The following is an 18,167-nucleotide window of genomic DNA, read 5'->3' on the forward strand; positions in this document are numbered from 1 at the left end:
TCACGGCCTCTCGTGCGGCGCGACGAGCCGGTCGTCGGATGCGCCGAGCAGCCGCCGGTCGTCCAGCCCCTCGTGCGCCTCGGCGCGCACGGGGGTGAGTTCGACGAAGGTCACCTCGTGCCGGGCCAGCGCCAGGTCCAGCTCGACCCGCCCGCCGACGACCGCCACCGACCGGTGCTCGACGGCCGGGCGCGCGCAGTCGCGCAGCACCTCCAGCGCCCGCCGGTCGGGGGAGCGGGGGCGGCCCAGCTCGCGCCACGCGCCGAACGCGTTGCCGTCGTGCTCGTTGACCCGCTCGCGGCGCAGGAACGCGCGCGGACCCGCCAGCGGGACCGACAGCCGCACCTCGTGCCGCTCGGGGGCGTCCGGGGCGTCGGTGCCGCCGACCGGCTGCCAGGCCAGCGCGGTGACGCGGCCGTCGTCCGCGGCGCACACCAGGTGGTCGTCGCCGCGGGCCAGCACGTGGGTGCCCATCCGGGCCATGAAGGCGTAGAGGTGGTAGGTCGGCTTGGGCACCTGCCGGTGCGTGAGCAGGCCGAACCCGCCGTGGAACAGCGAGGTCGGCACGTTCTCCTCCTCGAAGACGTCGCAGAACGTCCAGTAGGAGTAGGAGTCCACCAGCTCCGTGCCGCCGGTGAGCACCGGCGCGAGGTAGGCCGCGTGGTAGGCGGTGTCGTGGATCGGGTTGTCCGGCCGGTAGGAGCTGTTGTACTCGGTGACGTGCACCGGCAACCCGGCCAGGGCGGTGCCCGCCAGGTGCCTGCGCGGCGCGTCGAACTGGTCCAGCAGGGTCGCGGGCGCGGCCAGGGTCTGATAGGTGCCGAACGGCACGTGCTGGGCGGGGCCGGAGCTGTAGGCGTGCCTGCTGACGAAGTCGATCGGCACGTCCCGGCGGGTGACGAACTCGGCGAACGGCGCCCACCACTCGTCCGAGCCGGGCGAGAGCGCCGGACCGCCCACCCGGAGGCCGGCGTCGACGTCCTTCACGGTGCGCGCGGTGACCTCGTAGAGGCGGAAGTACGCCTGCTGGTCGGCGTCCTTCCAGAAGTTGACCAGGTTCGGCTCGTTCCACACCTCGATCGGCCAGCCGCGGACCTCGTCCAACCCGTAGCGGTCGACCAGGTGACCGACCACGGCGCGGACCAGCGCCGCCCACTCGTCCCAGTCGCGCGGCGGGGTGATGTTGCCCTTCCACCAGAACACCGAGTCCTCGCCCGAGGCCAGCGCGGTCGGCATGAACCCCAGCTCCACGAACGGTCGGATGCCCAGCTCCAGGAACCGGTCGAACACCTGGTCCAGGTACGTGAACGAGTAGCGGGTCACCCCGTCGCCGGACCGGCGGTGCACGCCCATGTCGTCGGACAGCAGCCCGTGGCCGCGGAGGAAGCGGAACCCGATGTCGCGCTGCACGAGGGCCAGGGACTCCTGGTGGTCGGCGCGCAGCGCGAGGTTGAGCCGGCCGGTGCCGACGCAGTGGCGCCACGACTCGGAGAGGCGGCCGAGCGGCTCGCCGGGGACGGCAATGCGGTTCACGTACCCTCCAGGGACGACGGCGGCCGGGTCCGCGACCCGGCCACCGTCAGCGGGCGGCGGCCGTCGCGGCCGGTCAGCCGTTCTTCTCCTTGTAGCGCTTGTACGCGCTGTTCACCAGCTCCACGTAGTCGTTCATGCCCTTGGCCTCCAGCTCCTTGACGTAGGCGTCCCACGTCGAGAGGTCGCGCTGGCCGAGGATGAACTGGAGCGTCGCCTGGGTGACGAGGTCCTTGAGCGGGGTCTCCCACAGGGTCGCGCGCTCGCGCTCCTCCTCGCTCAGCGGCGCGGGCGGGGCGAGCGGGAGCTGCTTCTTGTTCGCCAGCGTCTTCTGGAACGCCAGCTCCTCCTCGGTGAACATCGACTGCACCAGCTCGGTCGCGCCGCCGTAGCTGAACACACCGCCCTGGAACCCGAAGTCGCGCTGGAGGTTCTTCGGCGCGCCGACGTTCATGCCGCCGAAGGCGATCTCCGGCTTGAGCGTCCGCTTGCCCGAGGAGTCCTTGTCGTAGGTGGTGCCCTTGACGCCCCACTTGGTGAACTCCTGGGCCTCGTCGGAGTACCACAGCCAGTCGATGAACTGCATGGTGGCGACGAACTTGTCGCTCTCGGCCAGCTTCGCCGACACCATCAGGCCGTTCTCCAGCCGCGAGCCGCGCAGCACGTCGCCCTTCGGGCCCGCGGGCACCGGGATCTTCGCCACGGTCGCGCCGGGGATCTTGGAGACGTTCGGCCGGTAGTCGTTGATGATGTTCTGGGCGTTGCTGCTGATCGCGTAGGACTTGCCGCCGGCGAACTTCTGGATCGCCGCGTCGTCCTTCTGCGTGAAGCTCTCCGGGTCCATCAGGCCCTCGGCGACGAGCCGGTGGAAGTACTCCACGAGCTGCTTGTACTCCGGCATCGTGCCGGTGAAGTCGAACTTCTGCGCCGAGTCGTTCCAGGTGGTGTTCCTGACGTAGCCCCACCCGGCCTGGGTGCCGAACGTCTGGGCGGCGATGTTGAGGATCGACTTGCCCTCGAAGCGGTCCGACAGCGGGTAGGCGTCCGGGTGCGCGGCCTTGATCGCCTTGAGGACGGTGTGGACCTCGTCCCAGTCCTTCGGCGCCTGGAGGTTGAGCCGCTGCAGCTCGTCGGTGCGGAACGCCAGCGTGTAGTCCTGCTGCACCTTCTCGTGCAGACCGGGCAGCACGTAGAACTTGCCGTCCTCCTGGCGCAGGGTGTTCAGCTCCGGCTGGAGCTTCCACTTCTCGACCTTGTCCTTGAAGTTCGGCATCAGGTCGAGGTAGTCGCTGACCGGGAGGATCGCGCCCGAGGAGACGAAGGGCTCCTCCTGGCCCGGGTAGGTCTTGGAGATGATCGTCGGCGCGTTGCCCGAGCTGATCAGCAGGCCGCGCTTCTGGTCGTAGTCGCTGTAGGGCACGACCGTGGGCTTGAACGTGACGTTGGTGCGCTGCGCGACCTCCTTCCACAGCAGCCAGTCGTCCTTGAGCGGGTAGTGCGCCTGGTCGAGGAAGAGGAGGCTCACGTCCAGCGGTTCGGTGGCCTTGAACTGCGTGCCGGCCCGGTAGTCGGCCATGGCCGCGGCCTTCTTGCCGTCGAGGTTGATCCCCCCGCCCGCGTCGGCGCCGTCCTCGCTGCACGCCGCCAGGCCGACCACGAGGCCGCCGGCGACGGCGGTCGCCAGCGCGCGCTTCCACTTCGTTCTCATCGTGCTGTCTCCTCAGGAGGTGTTCGACACCGTCGTCGACTCGAGCGGGCGCGCTACTGCTTGACCGCGCCGAGCATCACGCCCGACACGAAATAGCGCTGGATGAAGGGGTAGACGGCGACGATGGGCAGCACGGTCAGCACCATCGTCACGGACTTGATGTTGGCGGAGATCGCCACCGCGTTGGTCTCCACGGCGCCGACCGAGGTCGCCGACGTGGCGCCGGCGATCATGTTGCGCAGGTACACCGTCACCGGGAACATGTCGGCGCGGTCGAGGTAGAGGAACGCCTGGAACCAGGAGTTCCAGTTGGCCACCGCGTAGAACAGGACCATCGTCGCGAGCACGGCCTTGGACAGCGGCAGCACGATCCGCAGCAGGGTGCCGTAGGTGTTCAGGCCGTCGATCGCGGCGGCCTCCTCCAGCTCGCTCGGCAGGCTCTCGAAGAACGCCTTCATGACCAGGAGGTTGAACACGCTGATCGCGTTGGGCAGCACGACCGCCCAGATCGTGTTGGTCATCCCGAGCCCGTTGACGAGCACGTAGTTCGGGATCAGGCCGCCGTTGAAGAACATCGTGAACACGGCGATGCCGACGAGCAGGCCGCGGCCCTTGAGCCGGTGCTTGGACAGCACGTAGGCGTAGACCGTGGTGAGCACGATCGAGATCGCGGTGGCCGTCACGGTGTAGACGACGGTGTTGAGGTAGCTGTTCCAGAACGCGGGGTCGGAGGCGACCAGCTCGTAGGTGTCGAGGTTGAACCCGCGCGGCACCACGTTGACCTGGCCGGTGCGGATGTAGACCTCGCTGCTGAACGACTGGGCGACGATGTTGACGAACGGGTACAGCGTCACGGCGACCACGCCGAGCAGCACGACGGTGTTGACGACGCGGAACGCGCGGTAGCCGGGCGAGTCGTCCAGGGAGGTGCGGCGGGGCCCGGCGGGCTCGTCCATCCGCTCCAGCAGGCGGGTCGGGTCGGTGGTCACCACAGGCTCGTCCCCACTGCTCGGCGCGAGATCGCGTTGGCGGACAGGACCAGCGCCAGGCCGATGACCGACTCGAACAGGCCGATGGCGGCGGCGTAGCTGAAGTTGTTGGACACCAGGCCGACCCGGTACAGGTAGGTCGACACGACGTCCGCGGTCGGGTAGGTCAGCGGGTTGTACAGCAGCAGGACCTTCTCGAACCCGACCGCCATGAACGTGCCGATGTTGAGGATCAGCAGCGTGATCATCGTCGGCCGGATGCCCGGCAGCGTCACGTGCCAGGTCTGCCGCCACCGGTTCGCGCCGTCGATCCGGGCCGCCTCGTACAGCTGGGCGTCGATCGTGGTCAGCGCGGCCAGGTAGAGGATCGTGCCCCAACCGACCGTCTGCCAGACCTCGGAGGAGACGTAGATCGTGCGGAACCAGGCCGGGTCCTGGATGAACGAGACCGCCTCGCCGCCGACGGCCCGCACGACCTGGTTGACCGTGCCCTCCAGCGACACGAGCTGCATCACCATGCCGGCCACGATCACGATCGACAGGAAGTGCGGCAGGTAGGACACCGTCTGCACGAACCGCTTGAAGTAGCGGGAGCGGACCTCGTTGAGCAGCAGCGCCAGCACGATCGGCAGCGGGAACGCGAAGACCAGCGACAGCGCGCCCAGCACCATCGTGTTGCCGAAGACCTGCCAGAAGTTCGGGTCGCCGATGAACATCTTGACGTAGCGCAGGCCCACCCACGTCTCGCCGTAGATGCTGCCGCCGGGCACGAACTTGCGGAACGCGATGACGTTGCCCAGCATCGGGGCGTAGCGGAACACCAGGAAGAACAGCAGCGGGACGACAGCGAGCGTGTAGAGCTGCCAGTCGCGCCTGAGCGCCTTGCGCCAGGAGGTGCCCCGGCGGGGGCGCCCGGCGGCCTTCGGCGGTGCGCCGGTCCGGTCCGGTGGGGTCCCGGTCGCGGCTTCGCGGATCTGGGTGGTCATGCCCGCTGCACCTCCTCGTGGGTGACCGACACGGCGGTGAGCCACCGCCGAGTGTGGTCGACTTCGCGCAACGGGCCTACGAGCCGGAGGTCCACCGCTTCGTGCACGTCCGCGCTCGACCGCGACACCCGCAGCTGCACCGCGCCCGGTTCCACCACGCGCCGCCCGTCCCGGCCGGTGAACGACGTGACGTCGGCCGGGACGCGGAACCGGACCCGCGCCGACGCGCCGGTGGCCAGCTCCACCCGTGCGTAGCCGACGAGCCGCACGACCGGGCGCGTCACCTGCGCGACCGGGTCGTGCAGGTACAGCTGCACGACGTCCGCGCCGGGGCGGTCGCCGGGGTTGCGCACGTCCAGCTCGACCTCGACCTCGCCGTCGGTGGCCCACGACCCGCCGCCGGGGGAGAGGCGCACGGGCGACCACGTGAACGCGTGGTAACCGAGGCCGTGGCCGAAGGGGAAGGCGTGCGTCGGGTCCACGTTGGACACTTCGGTGCGCCGGCCGAGCGGTGCGGTCAGGTAGGTGCCCGGCTGCCCCGACGGGTCGCCCGGGATGCCCACCGGCAACCGGCCCGACGGCGACACCGCGCCGGTGAGCACGTCGGCGAGGGCCCGGCCGCCGAGCTGGCCGGGGAAGAACGCCTGCACGACGGCCGCCGAGCCGTCGGCCAGGTCGCCGATCGCGTACGGGCGGCCGGTGACCAGCAGCAGCACGACCGGCGTCCCGGTGGCCTGGACGGCGCGGACCAGGTCCGCCTGCGCGCCGGGCAGCCGCAGGTCGGTCGCGTCGCACCCCTCGCCCGACGTGCCGCGCCCGAACAGCCCGGCCAGGTCGCCCACGGCCACCACGCAGACGTCGGCGTCCCGTGCCGCCGCGACCGCGGCCGCCACGTCGTCGGCGTCGGGTTCGGCGGTGACCTCGCAGCCCCTGGCGTGCGCGACGTCGCCGCCGAGGGCGTCGCGCAGCGCGGACAGCACGGTCGGGATCTCCAGCCCCAGCCCGGCGTCGGGGTGGTGCACGCCGATGTGCGCGGGGAAGGAGTAGCAGCCCAGCATCGCCATCGGGTCGTCGGCGAGCGGGCCGACGACGGCGAGCCGCACGCCCGGCCGCAGCGGCAGCACGCCGTCGTTGGCCAGCAGCACCACGGACTCGCGCGCCAGGCGCAGGGCGACGTCCCGTGCTTCGGGGGAGTCCAGCCGCAGGTCCTCGACGTCGGCGGGCAGCGGGGACCAGTCGGGGTCGAGCAGCCCGAGTTCGACCTTCTGGCGCAGCACCCGGCGCAGCGCGCGGTCCACCAGCGCCTCGGCCACCTCGCCGCGCTCGACCGCCCCGCGCAGCGGCGCGCCGTAGCAGCGCACGGTCGGCAGCTCGACGTCCACGCCCGCGGTCAGGGCCAGCGCGGCGGCGTGCGCCTCGTCCTCGGCGACGCCGTGCAGCGCTTGGAGGAACTTGACGGCGAAGTAGTCGGCGACCACCGTGCCGTCGAAGCCCCAGGTGTCGCGCAGCAGCGTGGTGAGCAGCCCGGCGTCGGCGGCCGACGGCAGACCGTCGACCTCGGTGTAGGACTGCATGACCGACCGGACGCCGCCGTCGCGCACGGCCATCTCGAACGGCGGCAGCACGACGTCGGCGAACTCGCGCGGGCCGATGGCCACGGGGGCGAGGTTGCGCCCGGCGCGGGAGGCCGAGTACCCGGCGAAGTGCTTGAGCGTGGCCACGACCCCCGACCGCTCCAGCCCGCGCACGTAGGCCGTGCCGACGGTGCCGACGAGGTAGGGGTCCTCGCCGATGGTCTCCTCGGTGCGGCCCCAGCGGTAGTCGCGGGTGACGTCGAGGACCGGTGCGAGCCCCTGGTGCACGCCCGCCGCGCGCATCGAGCCGCCGATCAGGCCCGCCATCGCGGCCACCAGGTCCGGGTCGAACGACGCGCCCCAGGCCAGGGGCGCGGGGTAGGCGGTGGCCTGCCAGGCGGCGAACCCGGTGAGGCACTCCTCGTGCACCAGCGCCGGGATGCCGAAGCGGTTGGCGCCGACCACCTGCCGCTGCGAGGCGGCGAGCGAGCGCGCGCCGGCCACCGGGTCGACCGGGCGCGTGCCGAACGGCCGGGTGAGCTGGCCCAACCCCGAGGCGATCACCTCGTCCCACACCACGGGCTCGGCGGTGAGGTCGTGCTGGTGCGGTGCGACGCCCGCGCCGGACGGGTCCGCGCCGACCCAGACGCCGACGAGCTGGGCGAGCTTCTCCTCCAGCGTCATGGCGGCCACGAGCGCGTCGACCCGCTCCGCGACGGGCCTGGTGACGTCCCGCCACACCGGGTCCGGTCGGTCGGCGGTCGTCGGCACGGCGTCGCCGACCTCCGTCGTCCTGTTCCTCATCGACCAGGTACCCCCGCTCACGTCGTCGTGGAGACCGAAACTATCGACGCACTTTCCGACATGCCGATCCGGTGGGGGAACCGTAGGAGGATCTCCGCACGACGTCAACAGCCGCGATGCTCCAGTGTCTTCGCAGTTCACAGGTATGAACAGCCCGCGCTCCATTGGGCCGATCAGGTCCAACGTCGGAGATGCGAACCATCATGGTGGAGATCGAAAGGTTGAACCTTTACGCTCGGCCGTCGAAACTTTAGAACCGGTGGCGAAGTGCGGCCGCGACGCGAGCACGGGGGGCAGCATGGGGTCGTCGACCGAGCGGGACGCCGTCGGGGCCGTGCCGGAGAAGGCGGTGAGGGGCGCGGCCTCGATCTCCTCCATCGCCGCGGAGGCGGGCGTCTCCATCCCCACCGTGTCGAAGGTCCTCAACGGACGGCCGGACGTCGCGCCCGACACCCGGGCCCGGGTGGAGAGCATCATCGAGCAGCACCGGTACCGGCGACGACGGGCGCGGCAGTCGTCCCGGCCCGCGCTGATCGACCTGGTGTTCCACGAGATGCACTCGGCGTGGTCCACCGAGATCATCCGCGGGGTCGAGCTGGCCGCGGCCACCGAGCGCGCGGCCGTGGTGCTGTCGGAGCTGGGCGGCGAGCACCGGCCGCGCCGCGAGTGGTTCGACGACCTGCTGGCCCGCCGACCGCTGGGCGTGATCCTCGTGCTGGCGGGGCTGGACGCCGAGCAGCGCCGCCAACTGGCCACGCGCAACATCCCGTTCGTGTTCGTGGACACCGCGGGCGAGCCGCCGCCGGGCGTGCCGACGGTGGGTTCGGCGAACTGGGCGGGCGGCCTGGCGGCGACCCGGCACCTGCTCGCGCTGGGGCACCGGCGCATCGCGGTGATCTCCGGCCCGACGACCATGCTGTGCAGCCGGGCGCGGGTCGACGGGTACCGCAGCGCGCTGGAGGCCGCGGACGTCGCCGTCGACCCGGACTTCGTGCGGTACGGCGACTTCTACGTGCAGGGCGGGTACGGCCACGGGATGGAGCTGCTGCGCCGCCCCGACCGGCCGACCGCGATCTTCGCGGGTTCGGACTTCCAGGCGCTCGGGGTGATGCGGGCGGCCCGCGAGCTGGGTCTGTCCATCCCGGACGACCTGTCGGTCGTCGGCTACGACGACCTCTCGGTCACGGAGTGGATCGGACCGCAGCTGACCACGGTCCGCCAACCGCTGCGCGAGATGGCGACCACCGCCGCCCAGATGGTCTTCAGCCTGGCCCGGGGCGAACGCCCGCCGAACGAGCGCATCGACCTGGCCACCGAGCTGGTCGTCCGCGAGAGCACGAGCCCCCCACCCCCCTGACCCCGTGTGTCGAACACTCCGGTCCCGTGTGTCGAACGTCCGGGTACCCTGAACTCCGCGCTCGGGGCCCGCCGCGCCTCACCGCAGCGGCGTGTGGGCCGGGTCGACCCGCTCCCCCTCGCGGACCGGACCGGGCGGCGTGCCGTCGCCGAACGGCCGCCCGCCCAGCGCTTCCCGGCCGTGGGGCGTCACCCAGCCGGACAGGTCGGGCCCGTCCGGCACGATCCCGCTCGGGTTGATGTCCTTGTGCACGAGGTAGTAGTGCCGCTTGATCTGCTCGAAGTCGACCGTGTCGCCGAACCCCGGCGTCTGGAACAGGTCGCGGGCGTACGCCCACAGCACCGGCATCTCGGCCAGCTTGTTCCGGTTGCACTTGAAGTGGCCGTGGTAGACGGGGTCGAAGCGGACGAGCGTGGTGAACAGCCGCACGTCCGCCTCGGTGATCGTGTCGCCCACCAGGTAGCGCTGCCCGCCCAGCCGCTCCTCCAACCAGTCCAGCGCCGTCCACAGCCGGTCGTACGCCTCGTCGTACGCCTCCTGCGTGCCGGCGAACCCGCACCGGTAGACGCCGTTGTTGACCTCGGTGAACACGCGCCGGTTGACCGCCTCGACCTCGTCGAGGTGCCGCCGCGGCAGCAGGTCGGGCGCACCGGCCCGGTGGTGCTCGCGCCACTCGGTGGACAGGTCCAGCGTGATCTGCGCGAAGTCGTTCGTCACCACGGCACCGGTCGTCGTGTCGACGATGGCGGGCACCGTGATCCCGCGCGGGTAATCGGGGTCGCGCTTGAAGTACGCCTCCTGCAACCGCTCGATGCCCAGCACGGGGTCGCGCCCGCCGGGGTCGAGGTCGAACGTCCACGACCGCTCGTCGTGCGTGGGCCCGGGCAGCCCGAGCGACAGGGCGTCCTCCAGCCCCAGCAACCGGCGCACGATGATCGACCGGTTGGCCCACGGGCAGGCCCGCGCCGCCACCAACCGGTACCGCCCGGCCTCGACCGGGAACCCGTCCCGCCCGTCGGCCGTGACGCGCGTCGTGATGTACCGCGTGTCGCGGGTGTACTCCTTGCCCTTGACCGAGTACGTCCCACCGCGCCGGTGCTCGGGGTTGCCGGACTCCGCCGCGGGTGCTGAAGTGTCGCTCACGTTCGGCAGCCTACGTCTCCCGGCACGCCCCCGCCGGGCGCCGGCACGTGGGCGGCGACCGGTTCTGGCAGGCTGCCGCACAGGCGCCGCACGGCGCGGCCGGAGGGATGGGCAGACGTGAGCGCTGAAGACCGCCGCTGGACCGACCGCGGCCAGGCCATCGGGCACGGGGTGACCTGGCTGGCCCGGTGGAGCGCCCGCCTCGCGCTGGTGGCGATCGGCTTCTGGCTGCTCTGGACGCTGATCGGCAGGCTCTGGGTCGTGGTGATGCCGGTCCTGCTGGGCCTGCTGATCACGACGGTGCTGTGGCCGCCCGCCCGGTGGCTGCGCGGCCGCGGCGTGCCGCCCGCGCTGGCGGCGACGGTCGTGGTCGTCGGCGGGCTGGCCGTGCTCGGCGGTGTCGTCGCGCTCATCTCGACGTCGATCGCCTCCGGCGTGCCGCAGATCGCCGACAGCGCCACCCAGGCCCTCCAGCAGGCCCGCGACTGGCTGTCCGGACCGCCGCTGAACCTCCGCGAGGGCCAGCTCGACCGGATGCTGCAACAAGGCGTCGACCAGTTGCAGTCCAGCGTCGGGTCGATCGCGAACGGCCTGCTCACCGGCGTCGGCACGGTGACCTCCGGCATCGTCACCGGCGTCCTGGCGCTGCTGCTGGCGTTCCTGTTCGTCAAGGACGGGCCGCGGTTCACGCCGTGGTTGCGCGGCGTGATCGGGCAGCGCGCCGGCGGGCACGTGACCGTCGTGCTGGAGCGGACGTGGACCACGCTCGGCGACTTCATCCGCACGCAGGCGATCGTGAGCCTGGTGGACGCGGTGCTGATCGGCCTGGGCCTGGTGGTGCTGGGCGTGCCGCTCGCCGTGCCGCTGGCGGCGCTGACGTTCCTCGGCGGTTTCGTGCCGATCGTGGGCGCGTTCGTGGCGGGTGCGCTCGCGGTGCTCGTCGCGCTGGTCAGCAACGGCCTCACGACCGCGGTGATCATGCTGGTGATCGTGGTCGTCGTGCAGCAGGTCGAGGGCAACGTGCTCCAGCCGGTGCTCCAGTCGCGCAGCCTGAGCCTGCACGCCGCCGTCGTCCTGCTCGCCGTGACGGCGGGCAGCAGCCTCTACGGCATCGCGGGCGCGTTCCTGGCCGTGCCCGTCGTGTCCGCGGCGGCGGTGGTGCTGCGCTACCTCGGCGAGGTCGCCGACAAGCGGACCGCGGTCGTGGAGGGGCCGGGGGAGGAGCCCCGCCCGGCGGACGGCTCCTGAGGCATCGGTATGCCGCAGGCCCGACCGGCGCTGGTGAGAGCGTTCCCAACACCCGTGACGTCCGGTAACCGGCACCACCGCGGCGGACGGGCGCCATTCACCCGCCGATGAACGGGTTGCGCCGAAAAACCCCTGGTTATCATGCGCGAATGCTCCGACGCACGTACGACGGCCAGGTCTGCTCGATCGCCCGCGCGCTGGAGGTCGTCGGCGAGCGCTGGACGCTGCTGATCGTGCGCGAGGCGGTCTCCGGCGTGACCCGGTTCGACGGGTTCCTCAACCGGATGCCCATCGCCCGCAACGTGCTCAGCGACCGCCTCAACAACCTGGTCGAGTGCGGCGTGCTGGAACGCGTTCTCTACCAGGACCGGCCGCCGCGCCACGAGTACCGCCTCACCGCCAAGGGGCGCGACCTGACGCCGGTGCTGCTCGCGCTCATGGCGTGGGGCGACCGGCACGAGCCCTCGCCCACCGGACCGCCCGCCGTCGCCGAGCACGCGGCCTGCGGTGGGGTCGTGCGCACGCGGATGGTCTGCGACTGCTGCGAGCAGCAGGTCCCGCCCGGCCACGTCGTGCGGAGGTCGGGGGGTTCCGGCCTGTCCGGCTGACGGGAGCACCGGCGTCGTCACCGAACCCCGCCGACCGGTGACGACGCCGTGCCGGACCGGCGTCGGCATCGCCGGACGGTGGAGCTGTCCGGCCCGAACGACGATAACACCGTTTCCATAAGCGCCACACGTGAGTTGGAACAACGGGGCCCGCCGACCGACCGCCGCCCCGACACGGGAGGGCCTCCGGCGTGCCGCACGCCGGAGGCCCTCACTCACCCGCGAGCCGTGTCAGGCGGTGCAGGCGGAACCCGACAGGGTGACGCCCGCCGGGGTGGCGGCGGTGCCGTTGGCGGTGAAGCCGAGGGCCACCGAGGCGCCCGCGCCCAGCGACGGCGCGTACGACGGGGCGGTCACGGTGACGGTCGTGCCGCTCTGGCTGAACGTGCCGTTCCACCCGCTGCCGATGGTCACGCCGGACGGCAGGGTGAACACCACCTTCCACGGGTTCACCGCGGCGGTGCCGCTGTTCGTCACCGTCAGCGAGCCCTGGAAGCCGCCCTGCCACGCGTTGTCCTGGCGCCACACCGCCTTGCACGACCCGGAACCCGTCCCGGACGAGGTGGTGGTGGTCGTCGTCGTGGTGGTCGTCGTGGTCGTCCCACCGGTCGGGGGGATCAGGTACGGCTGCAGGATGGACTGCTTCGCCTGGTTCACCGTGGTCCAGTCGTCGCCGACGATGCCGCCCGTGTCACCCGAGTTGGGGTTCCACGACCAGTACGTGAACGAGATGCCGTTGACACCCTTCCCGGTGTACGCCATCAGGTTCTCCAGCCACACCTTGTCCTTCGGGTTGGCCAGCGTCGACCCGAACTCGCCCATCATCAGCGGCGCGGTGTTGTTCTTGTACAGGTAGCCCCAGTAGCGGTCCCACACCGAGGGCAGGTTGGCCGGGAAGTCCGGCGCGGTGAACCACGCCTGCTCGTACACCGACGTCGCGTACTCGTGCGGCGAGTAGACCAGCCGGTTCGGCACGTCCAGCCGCACCGGGTACTGGCCGGCCTTCGACAGGTTGCCACCCCACCAACCGCAGTCCTCGTCGTTGGACGGGTCGTTGTCCCAGGTGTTCGACAGCCCGCCGCTCGGGCAGCTCACACCCTCGACGAAGATCAGCCAGTTCGGCTGCACGGACAGGATCGCGTTGCCGGCCCGCTCGGCGGCCAGCCGCCAGTCGCGCTCCACGACGCCGCAGCCCCAGCACGCGCCGGTGGCGTTGGGGTTCGTGCCCTCGGCGTGCGGCTCGTTGTGCAGGTCCGCGCCGATGACGGTGGTGTTGCCGGCGTACCGCTGGGCCAGCATCTTCCAGTCGTTGATCCACGTGCTCTCCGGCACGGCGGCGGTGTACCAGAGCGCGGTCTGCCCGGCGCTGGTCGGCCGGTGCCGGTCGAGGATGACGCGCATCCCCTTCTGGCCCGCGTAGTCGATGACCTTGTCGAGGATCTGCAGCGGCGACAGCCCCACCAGGTCGGGGTTGACGAAGTCGTTCACGCCCGACGCTGTCGCGCCCGGCTTGAGCGCGTCGTTGGAGAAGGGGATGCGCAGGGTGTTGTACCCGAGCGACGCCATCTGGTCGAGCTGCTGCTTCCACGTGCGGTTGGACCACAGCCCGTGGAAGGTCTTGTTGTCGGTCTCCATGCCGAACCAGTTGATGCCGGTCAGCCGGACCGTCGCGCCGGTGCTGTCCACGATCTTGCTGCCCGCGGTGTGCAGGTAACCACCGGCCGGGGCCGCCGTGACCTGACCCGCCGTCGCCATCACGACGACTCCGCTGACGGCTACCGCAGCCGTGAGCAGAGCGCCGAGGATGGATCTCCGTTGCCGCATACCGCTCTCCTTTGAGGATGTTCGCAACGTTCTGGGAGCGCTCCCAGAGGGAGAGTAGTGACGGCGGTCAGGCGGGACAAGGAGCAATTCCGGGCTGGTCAGCGCACCCCGCGCGGCCGGAACTGGATGCTGATGCGCGGTCCGACCGCTTTGCCCGCTTTCGGCACGGCGTGCTCCCACGTGCGCTGGCACGACCCGCCCATCACGATCAGGTCGCCGTGGCCGAGCGCGTACCGCACGGTCTCGCCACCGCCGCGGGGGCGCAGCGCCAGCGCCCGGGGGGTGCCGACGGACACGATCGCCACCATCGTGTCCTCGCGCGAACCTCGCCCGATCGTGTCACCGTGCCAGGCCACGGAATCGCGGCCGTCGCGGTAGTAGCACAGGCCCGCGGTGCGGAACGGCTCGCCCAGCTCGTCGGCGTACCAGGCGCTCAACTCGTCGCGGGCCGTGGTCAGCACGGGGTCGGGGAGCGGCGCCCGCTCGTCGTAGAAGCAGAGCAGGCGCGGCACGTCCACCACGCGCTCGTACATCCGCCGGCGCTCCGCGCGCCAGGGGACCTCGGCGGCCAGGCGCCGGAACAGCGCGTCCGCGCCGGTCAACCAGCCGGGGAGCACGTCGACCCACGCGCCGTCGCCCAGCTCGGTCCGCCGCACACCGGTCAGCGGGCGCAGCGCGGGAGCCCGCGCGTCGTCGTCGAACAGCGACACCTGCATGGCGGCAGCGTAACCCGGGAGTCGAACAACCGTTCGACTCCAACGGGCTCTATAACTTCAGTGCAGACTGAAAAAGGTCAGGCGTCCGGCTCGGGCTTGCGCCGTCTCCCGCCGGTGCGGACCTGCTTCGCGGGCTCCTCCGCGACCTCGGCCTGCGGCGGCCCCGGGGGAGCCGCCTCGGCGGCGCCCGGGTGGTCGGCGAGCAGGATGGCGGCCAGCTCGTCGTAGATCGGTGTGCTGCTCATGGAAGATCCTCTACCCCGTTTGGACGGAAGTTACACGGCTGTTCGGAACGGCGCACGACCAGGGTTGGCAAACCGGTCGAGGACCCTCCCGCGCGGTGACCCGGCGCACAACTCCTCCTACTTCCGATAGACGGATGTCCTAGTAATCTGGAGGCAGTTCCGCGCTGCCGAAGGAGCCAGTCGTGACCGCTGCACCGCTGCACACCCCGTCGCACCCGGTTCGCTTCGTGACCGCGGCCAGCCTGTTCGACGGGCACGACGCCGCGATCAACATCATGCGCCGCATCCTGCAGTCCCAGGGCGCCGAGGTGGTGCACCTCGGGCACAACCGGTCGGTGAGCGAGGTCGTCGCCGCGGCCGTCCAGGAGGACGTGCAGGGCATCGCGATCAGCGCCTACCAGGGCGGTCACGTCGAGTACTTCACCTACCTGGTGGAACTCCTCGCCGAACGCGGGGCCGGCCACATCAAGGTCTTCGGCGGCGGTGGCGGCGTCATCGTGCCCGAGGAGATCGAGCTGCTGCACTCGCGCGGCGTCGCGCGGATCTTCTCGCCGGCCGACGGGCAGGAGCTGGGCCTCGCCCGCATGATCAACACGATGGTCGAGGCGTGCGACCACCCGCTGGCCGAGCGCCCGCCGTCGTCGTGGGACGGCCTGTTCACCGGCGGCGAGGACGTGCTGGCGCGGGCGATCACGCTGATCGAGGCCGGTGCGCTGCCGGCGGACGTGCGCGACCGGATGGCGCACGTCGCGGCCGAGCGGTCGGTGCCGGTCCTGGGCATCACCGGCACGGGCGGTTCGGGCAAGTCGTCGCTGACCGACGAGCTGGTGCGCCGGTTCCGGCTCGACCAGCAGGACAAGCTGCGGGTGGCGGTGCTGGCGGTCGACCCGACCCGGCGGCGGGGCGGCGGCGCGCTGCTCGGCGACCGCATCCGGATGAACTGCCTGGACGGCGACCGGGTGTTCTTCCGCTCGCTGGCGACGCGCAAGGCGGGCTCGGAGGTGCCCGAGGGCCTGGCCGACGCCATCCTGGCGTGCCAGGCCGCCGGGTTCGACCTGGTCGTCGTGGAGACGCCGGGCATCGGGCAGGGCGACGCGGCGATCGTGCCGTTCGTCGACCTCTCGCTGTACGTGATGACGCCGGAGTTCGGCGCCGCGTCGCAGCTGGAGAAGATCGACATGCTGGACTACGCCGACGTGGTCGCGATCAACAAGTTCGAGCGGCGCGGCGCCGAGGACGCGCGCCGGGACGTGGCGCGGCAGTTGGTGCGCAACCGGGAGGCGTTCGGGGCGTCGTGGGAGGACATGCCGGTCTTCGGCACCTCGGCGGCGACGTTCAACGACGACGGCGTGACGGCCCTGTACCAGCACCTGCGGGGCGAGCTGGCGGGGCGCGGCCTGGACGTGGCCGAGGGCGTGCTGCCTGCGGTGGCGGGCAGGGTGTCGACGTCGGCGGCGACCGTGGTGCCGCCCACCCGGGTGCGGTACCTGGCGGAGATCGCCGAGACGGTGCGCGGCTACCACCGGGCCACGGAGACGCACGTGGACGCGGTGCGGCGGGCCGCCCACCTGCGGGCGGCGCGGGCGGAGCTGGAGGCGGCCGGGCACGACACGGCCGCGATCACGTCGCTGCTGGAGGCGGCGGAGAAGCGGGTCGACGCGGTGTCGGCGGAGCTGCTGGCGTCGTGGCCGCGGGTGGTGGAGGACTACAGCGGCGACGAGATGGTGGTCCGGGTGCGGGACCGGGAGATCCGCACGAAGCTGACCCGGGAGACGTTGTCCGGCACCAAGGTGCGGCGCGTGTCGCTGCCCCGGTACGAGGACGACGGCACGCTGCTGCGGTTCCTGCGCGAGGAGAACCTGCCGGGCCGCTTCCCGTACACGGCCGGGGTGTTCCCGTTCAAGCGGGACGGCGAGGACCCGGCGCGGATGTTCGCGGGCGAGGGTGACGCGTTCCGCACGAACCGGCGGTTCAAGTACCTGTCGCAGGGCTCGGAGGCGACCCGGCTGTCGACCGCGTTCGACTCGGTGACGCTGTACGGGCGCGACCCCGACACCCCGCCGGACGTGTACGGCAAGATCGGCACGTCCGGGGTGTCGATCGCGACGCTGGACGACATGAAGGCGCTCTACGACGGGTTCGACCTGACCGCGCCGACCACGTCGGTGTCGATGACGATCAACGGGCCGGCGCCGACGATCCTGGCGTTCTTCCTCAACACGGTGGTGGACCAGCAGCTCGACAAGTTCCGCGCCGAGCACGGCCGCGAGCCGTCGGCGGAGGAGGCCGGGGAGCTGCGGGCGCTGGCGCTGGCGACCGTGCGCGGCACCGTGCAGGCTGACATCCTCAAGGAGGACCAGGGGCAGAACACCTGCATCTTCTCCACCGAGTTCTCGCTGCGGATGATGGCCGACATCCAGGAGTGGTTCATCCGGCACAAGGTGCGCAACTTCTACTCGGTGTCGATCTCCGGCTACCACATCGCCGAGGCCGGGGCGAACCCCATCAGCCAGCTCGCGTTCACCCTGGCCAACGGGTTCACCTACGTCGAGTCCTACCTCGCGCGCGGGATGGACGTCGACGACTTCGCGCCGAACCTGTCCTTCTTCTTCTCCAACGGCATGGACGCCGAGTACAGCGTGATCGGCCGGGTGGCCCGGCGGATCTGGGCGATCGCCATGCGGGAGCGGTACGGGGCCAACGAGCGGTCGCAGAAGTTCAAGTACCACGTGCAGACCTCCGGGCGGTCGCTGCACGCGCAGGAGATGGACTTCAACGACATCCGCACGACGCTGCAGGCGTTGTGCGCGCTGTACGACAACACCAACTCGTTGCACACCAACGCCTACGACGAGGCGATCACGACGCCGACGGAGTCGTCGGTGCGCCGGGCGATGGCGATCCAGCTCATCATCAACAAGGAGTGGGGCCTGTCGGCGAACGAGAACCCGTTGCAGGGCTCGTTCGTCGTCGAGGAGCTGACCGACCTGGTGGAGGAGGCGGTGCTGGCGGAGTTCGACCGGCTCTCCGAGCGCGGCGGTGTGCTGGGCGCGATGGAGACGGGGTACCAGCGCGGTCGCATCCAGGACGAGTCGATGCTCTACGAGCAGCGCAAGCACGACGGTTCGCTGCCGCTGATCGGCGTGAACACGTTCCTGCCCGAGCACGGGGAGCGGGAGCCGGTGTCCATCGAGCTGGCGCGGGCGACCGAGGAGGAGAAGCGGTCGCAGGTGGAGCGGACGCGCGCGTTCGCCGCCGCGCACGCCGCCGAGGCCGAGCCCGCGCTGCGGCGGTTGAAGGAGGCCGCCGCGGCGGGGGAGAACGTGTTCGACGTGCTGATGGACGCGGCGCGGGTGTGCACGCTGGGGCAGATCACCGAGGCGTTCTTCGAGGTGGGTGGGCAGTACCGGCGCAACGTCTGATCGGATGACCGGC

At 71.3% G+C, this 18,167-nt stretch carries 13 protein-coding genes; 4 read left to right on the plus strand and 9 right to left on the minus strand.

Annotation, left to right across the window (positions count from 1 at the left end; all coding sequences use genetic code 11):
- The 5 genes from ACIGNX_RS09890 to ACIGNX_RS09910 form a co-directional block, all read right to left on the minus strand.
- Positions 1 to 1,533: a xylan 1,4-beta-xylosidase gene (locus tag ACIGNX_RS09890; protein WP_396538252.1), complete on the minus strand. Its 1,533-nt coding sequence runs from the start codon at positions 1,531 to 1,533 to the stop codon at positions 1 to 3.
- Between the two features lie 73 nt (positions 1,534 to 1,606).
- Positions 1,607 to 3,238: an extracellular solute-binding protein gene (locus ACIGNX_RS09895; RefSeq protein ID WP_396538254.1), complete on the minus strand. Its 1,632-nt coding sequence runs from the start codon at positions 3,236 to 3,238 to the stop codon at positions 1,607 to 1,609.
- Between the two features lie 53 nt (positions 3,239 to 3,291).
- Positions 3,292 to 4,227, minus strand: coding sequence for a carbohydrate ABC transporter permease (locus tag ACIGNX_RS09900; protein WP_396538256.1), 936 nt, complete (start codon positions 4,225 to 4,227; stop codon positions 3,292 to 3,294).
- Positions 4,224 to 5,213, minus strand: coding sequence for an ABC transporter permease (locus ACIGNX_RS09905; protein WP_396538258.1), 990 nt, complete (start codon positions 5,211 to 5,213; stop codon positions 4,224 to 4,226). The genes ACIGNX_RS09900 and ACIGNX_RS09905 overlap by 4 nt, the downstream gene beginning before the upstream one ends.
- On the minus strand, positions 5,210 to 7,591 hold the full coding sequence (locus tag ACIGNX_RS09910; protein ID WP_396538260.1) for a glycoside hydrolase family 3 N-terminal domain-containing protein: 2,382 nt from the start codon (positions 7,589 to 7,591) through the stop codon (positions 5,210 to 5,212). The genes ACIGNX_RS09905 and ACIGNX_RS09910 overlap by 4 nt, the downstream gene beginning before the upstream one ends.
- Positions 7,592 to 7,889: 298 nt before the next feature.
- Here ACIGNX_RS09910 and ACIGNX_RS09915 point away from each other — a divergent pair, with 298 nt between their 5' ends.
- The gene (locus ACIGNX_RS09915) at positions 7,890 to 8,948 is read left to right on the plus strand and encodes a LacI family DNA-binding transcriptional regulator (RefSeq protein WP_396538262.1); all 1,059 of its coding nucleotides are present in this window, start codon (positions 7,890 to 7,892) and stop codon (positions 8,946 to 8,948) included.
- Positions 8,949 to 9,026: 78 nt separating this feature from the next.
- On the opposite strand, the gene ACIGNX_RS09920 is transcribed toward ACIGNX_RS09915, so the two are convergent.
- On the minus strand, positions 9,027 to 9,986 hold the full coding sequence (locus ACIGNX_RS09920) for a glutathione S-transferase family protein (RefSeq protein WP_396539171.1): 960 nt from the start codon (positions 9,984 to 9,986) through the stop codon (positions 9,027 to 9,029).
- 222 nt (positions 9,987 to 10,208) lie between these two features.
- On the opposite strand from ACIGNX_RS09920, the gene ACIGNX_RS09925 reads away from it, so the two are divergent.
- Together ACIGNX_RS09925 and ACIGNX_RS09930 are read left to right on the plus strand one after the other, a co-directional pair.
- On the plus strand, positions 10,209 to 11,339 hold the full coding sequence (locus ACIGNX_RS09925; RefSeq protein WP_396538264.1) for an AI-2E family transporter: 1,131 nt from the start codon (positions 10,209 to 10,211) through the stop codon (positions 11,337 to 11,339).
- A 149-nt stretch (positions 11,340 to 11,488) separates the two neighbouring features.
- On the plus strand, positions 11,489 to 11,947 hold the full coding sequence (locus tag ACIGNX_RS09930; protein WP_396538266.1) for a winged helix-turn-helix transcriptional regulator: 459 nt from the start codon (positions 11,489 to 11,491) through the stop codon (positions 11,945 to 11,947).
- Between the two features lie 231 nt (positions 11,948 to 12,178).
- Here the strand turns inward: ACIGNX_RS09930 and ACIGNX_RS09935 are convergent, their stop codons facing one another.
- The 3 genes from ACIGNX_RS09935 to ACIGNX_RS09945 all read right to left on the minus strand — a co-directional run bounded on the left by ACIGNX_RS09935 (position 12,179) and on the right by ACIGNX_RS09945 (position 14,732).
- Complete coding sequence (locus tag ACIGNX_RS09935) at positions 12,179 to 13,771, minus strand: cellulase family glycosylhydrolase (RefSeq protein WP_396538268.1); 1,593 nt, start codon at positions 13,769 to 13,771, stop codon at positions 12,179 to 12,181.
- A gap of 98 nt (positions 13,772 to 13,869) precedes the next feature.
- On the minus strand, positions 13,870 to 14,487 hold the full coding sequence (locus ACIGNX_RS09940) for an alpha-ketoglutarate-dependent dioxygenase AlkB (protein ID WP_396538270.1): 618 nt from the start codon (positions 14,485 to 14,487) through the stop codon (positions 13,870 to 13,872).
- 77 nt (positions 14,488 to 14,564) lie between these two features.
- Entirely contained in the window at positions 14,565 to 14,732 is a 168-nt protein-coding gene (locus ACIGNX_RS09945; RefSeq protein WP_396538272.1) for a hypothetical protein, read from the minus strand.
- 182 nt (positions 14,733 to 14,914) lie between these two features.
- Here ACIGNX_RS09945 and icmF point away from each other — a divergent pair, with 182 nt between their 5' ends.
- On the plus strand, positions 14,915 to 18,154 hold the full coding sequence (gene icmF / locus ACIGNX_RS09950; RefSeq protein ID WP_396538274.1) for a fused isobutyryl-CoA mutase/GTPase IcmF: 3,240 nt from the start codon (positions 14,915 to 14,917) through the stop codon (positions 18,152 to 18,154).
- The last annotated feature ends 13 nt before the right edge of the window (positions 18,155 to 18,167 follow it).

Origin of the sequence: Actinosynnema sp. NPDC053489, assembly GCF_044544865.1 — a bacterium.
Taxonomy (GTDB): Bacteria; Actinomycetota; Actinomycetes; order Mycobacteriales; family Pseudonocardiaceae; genus Actinosynnema.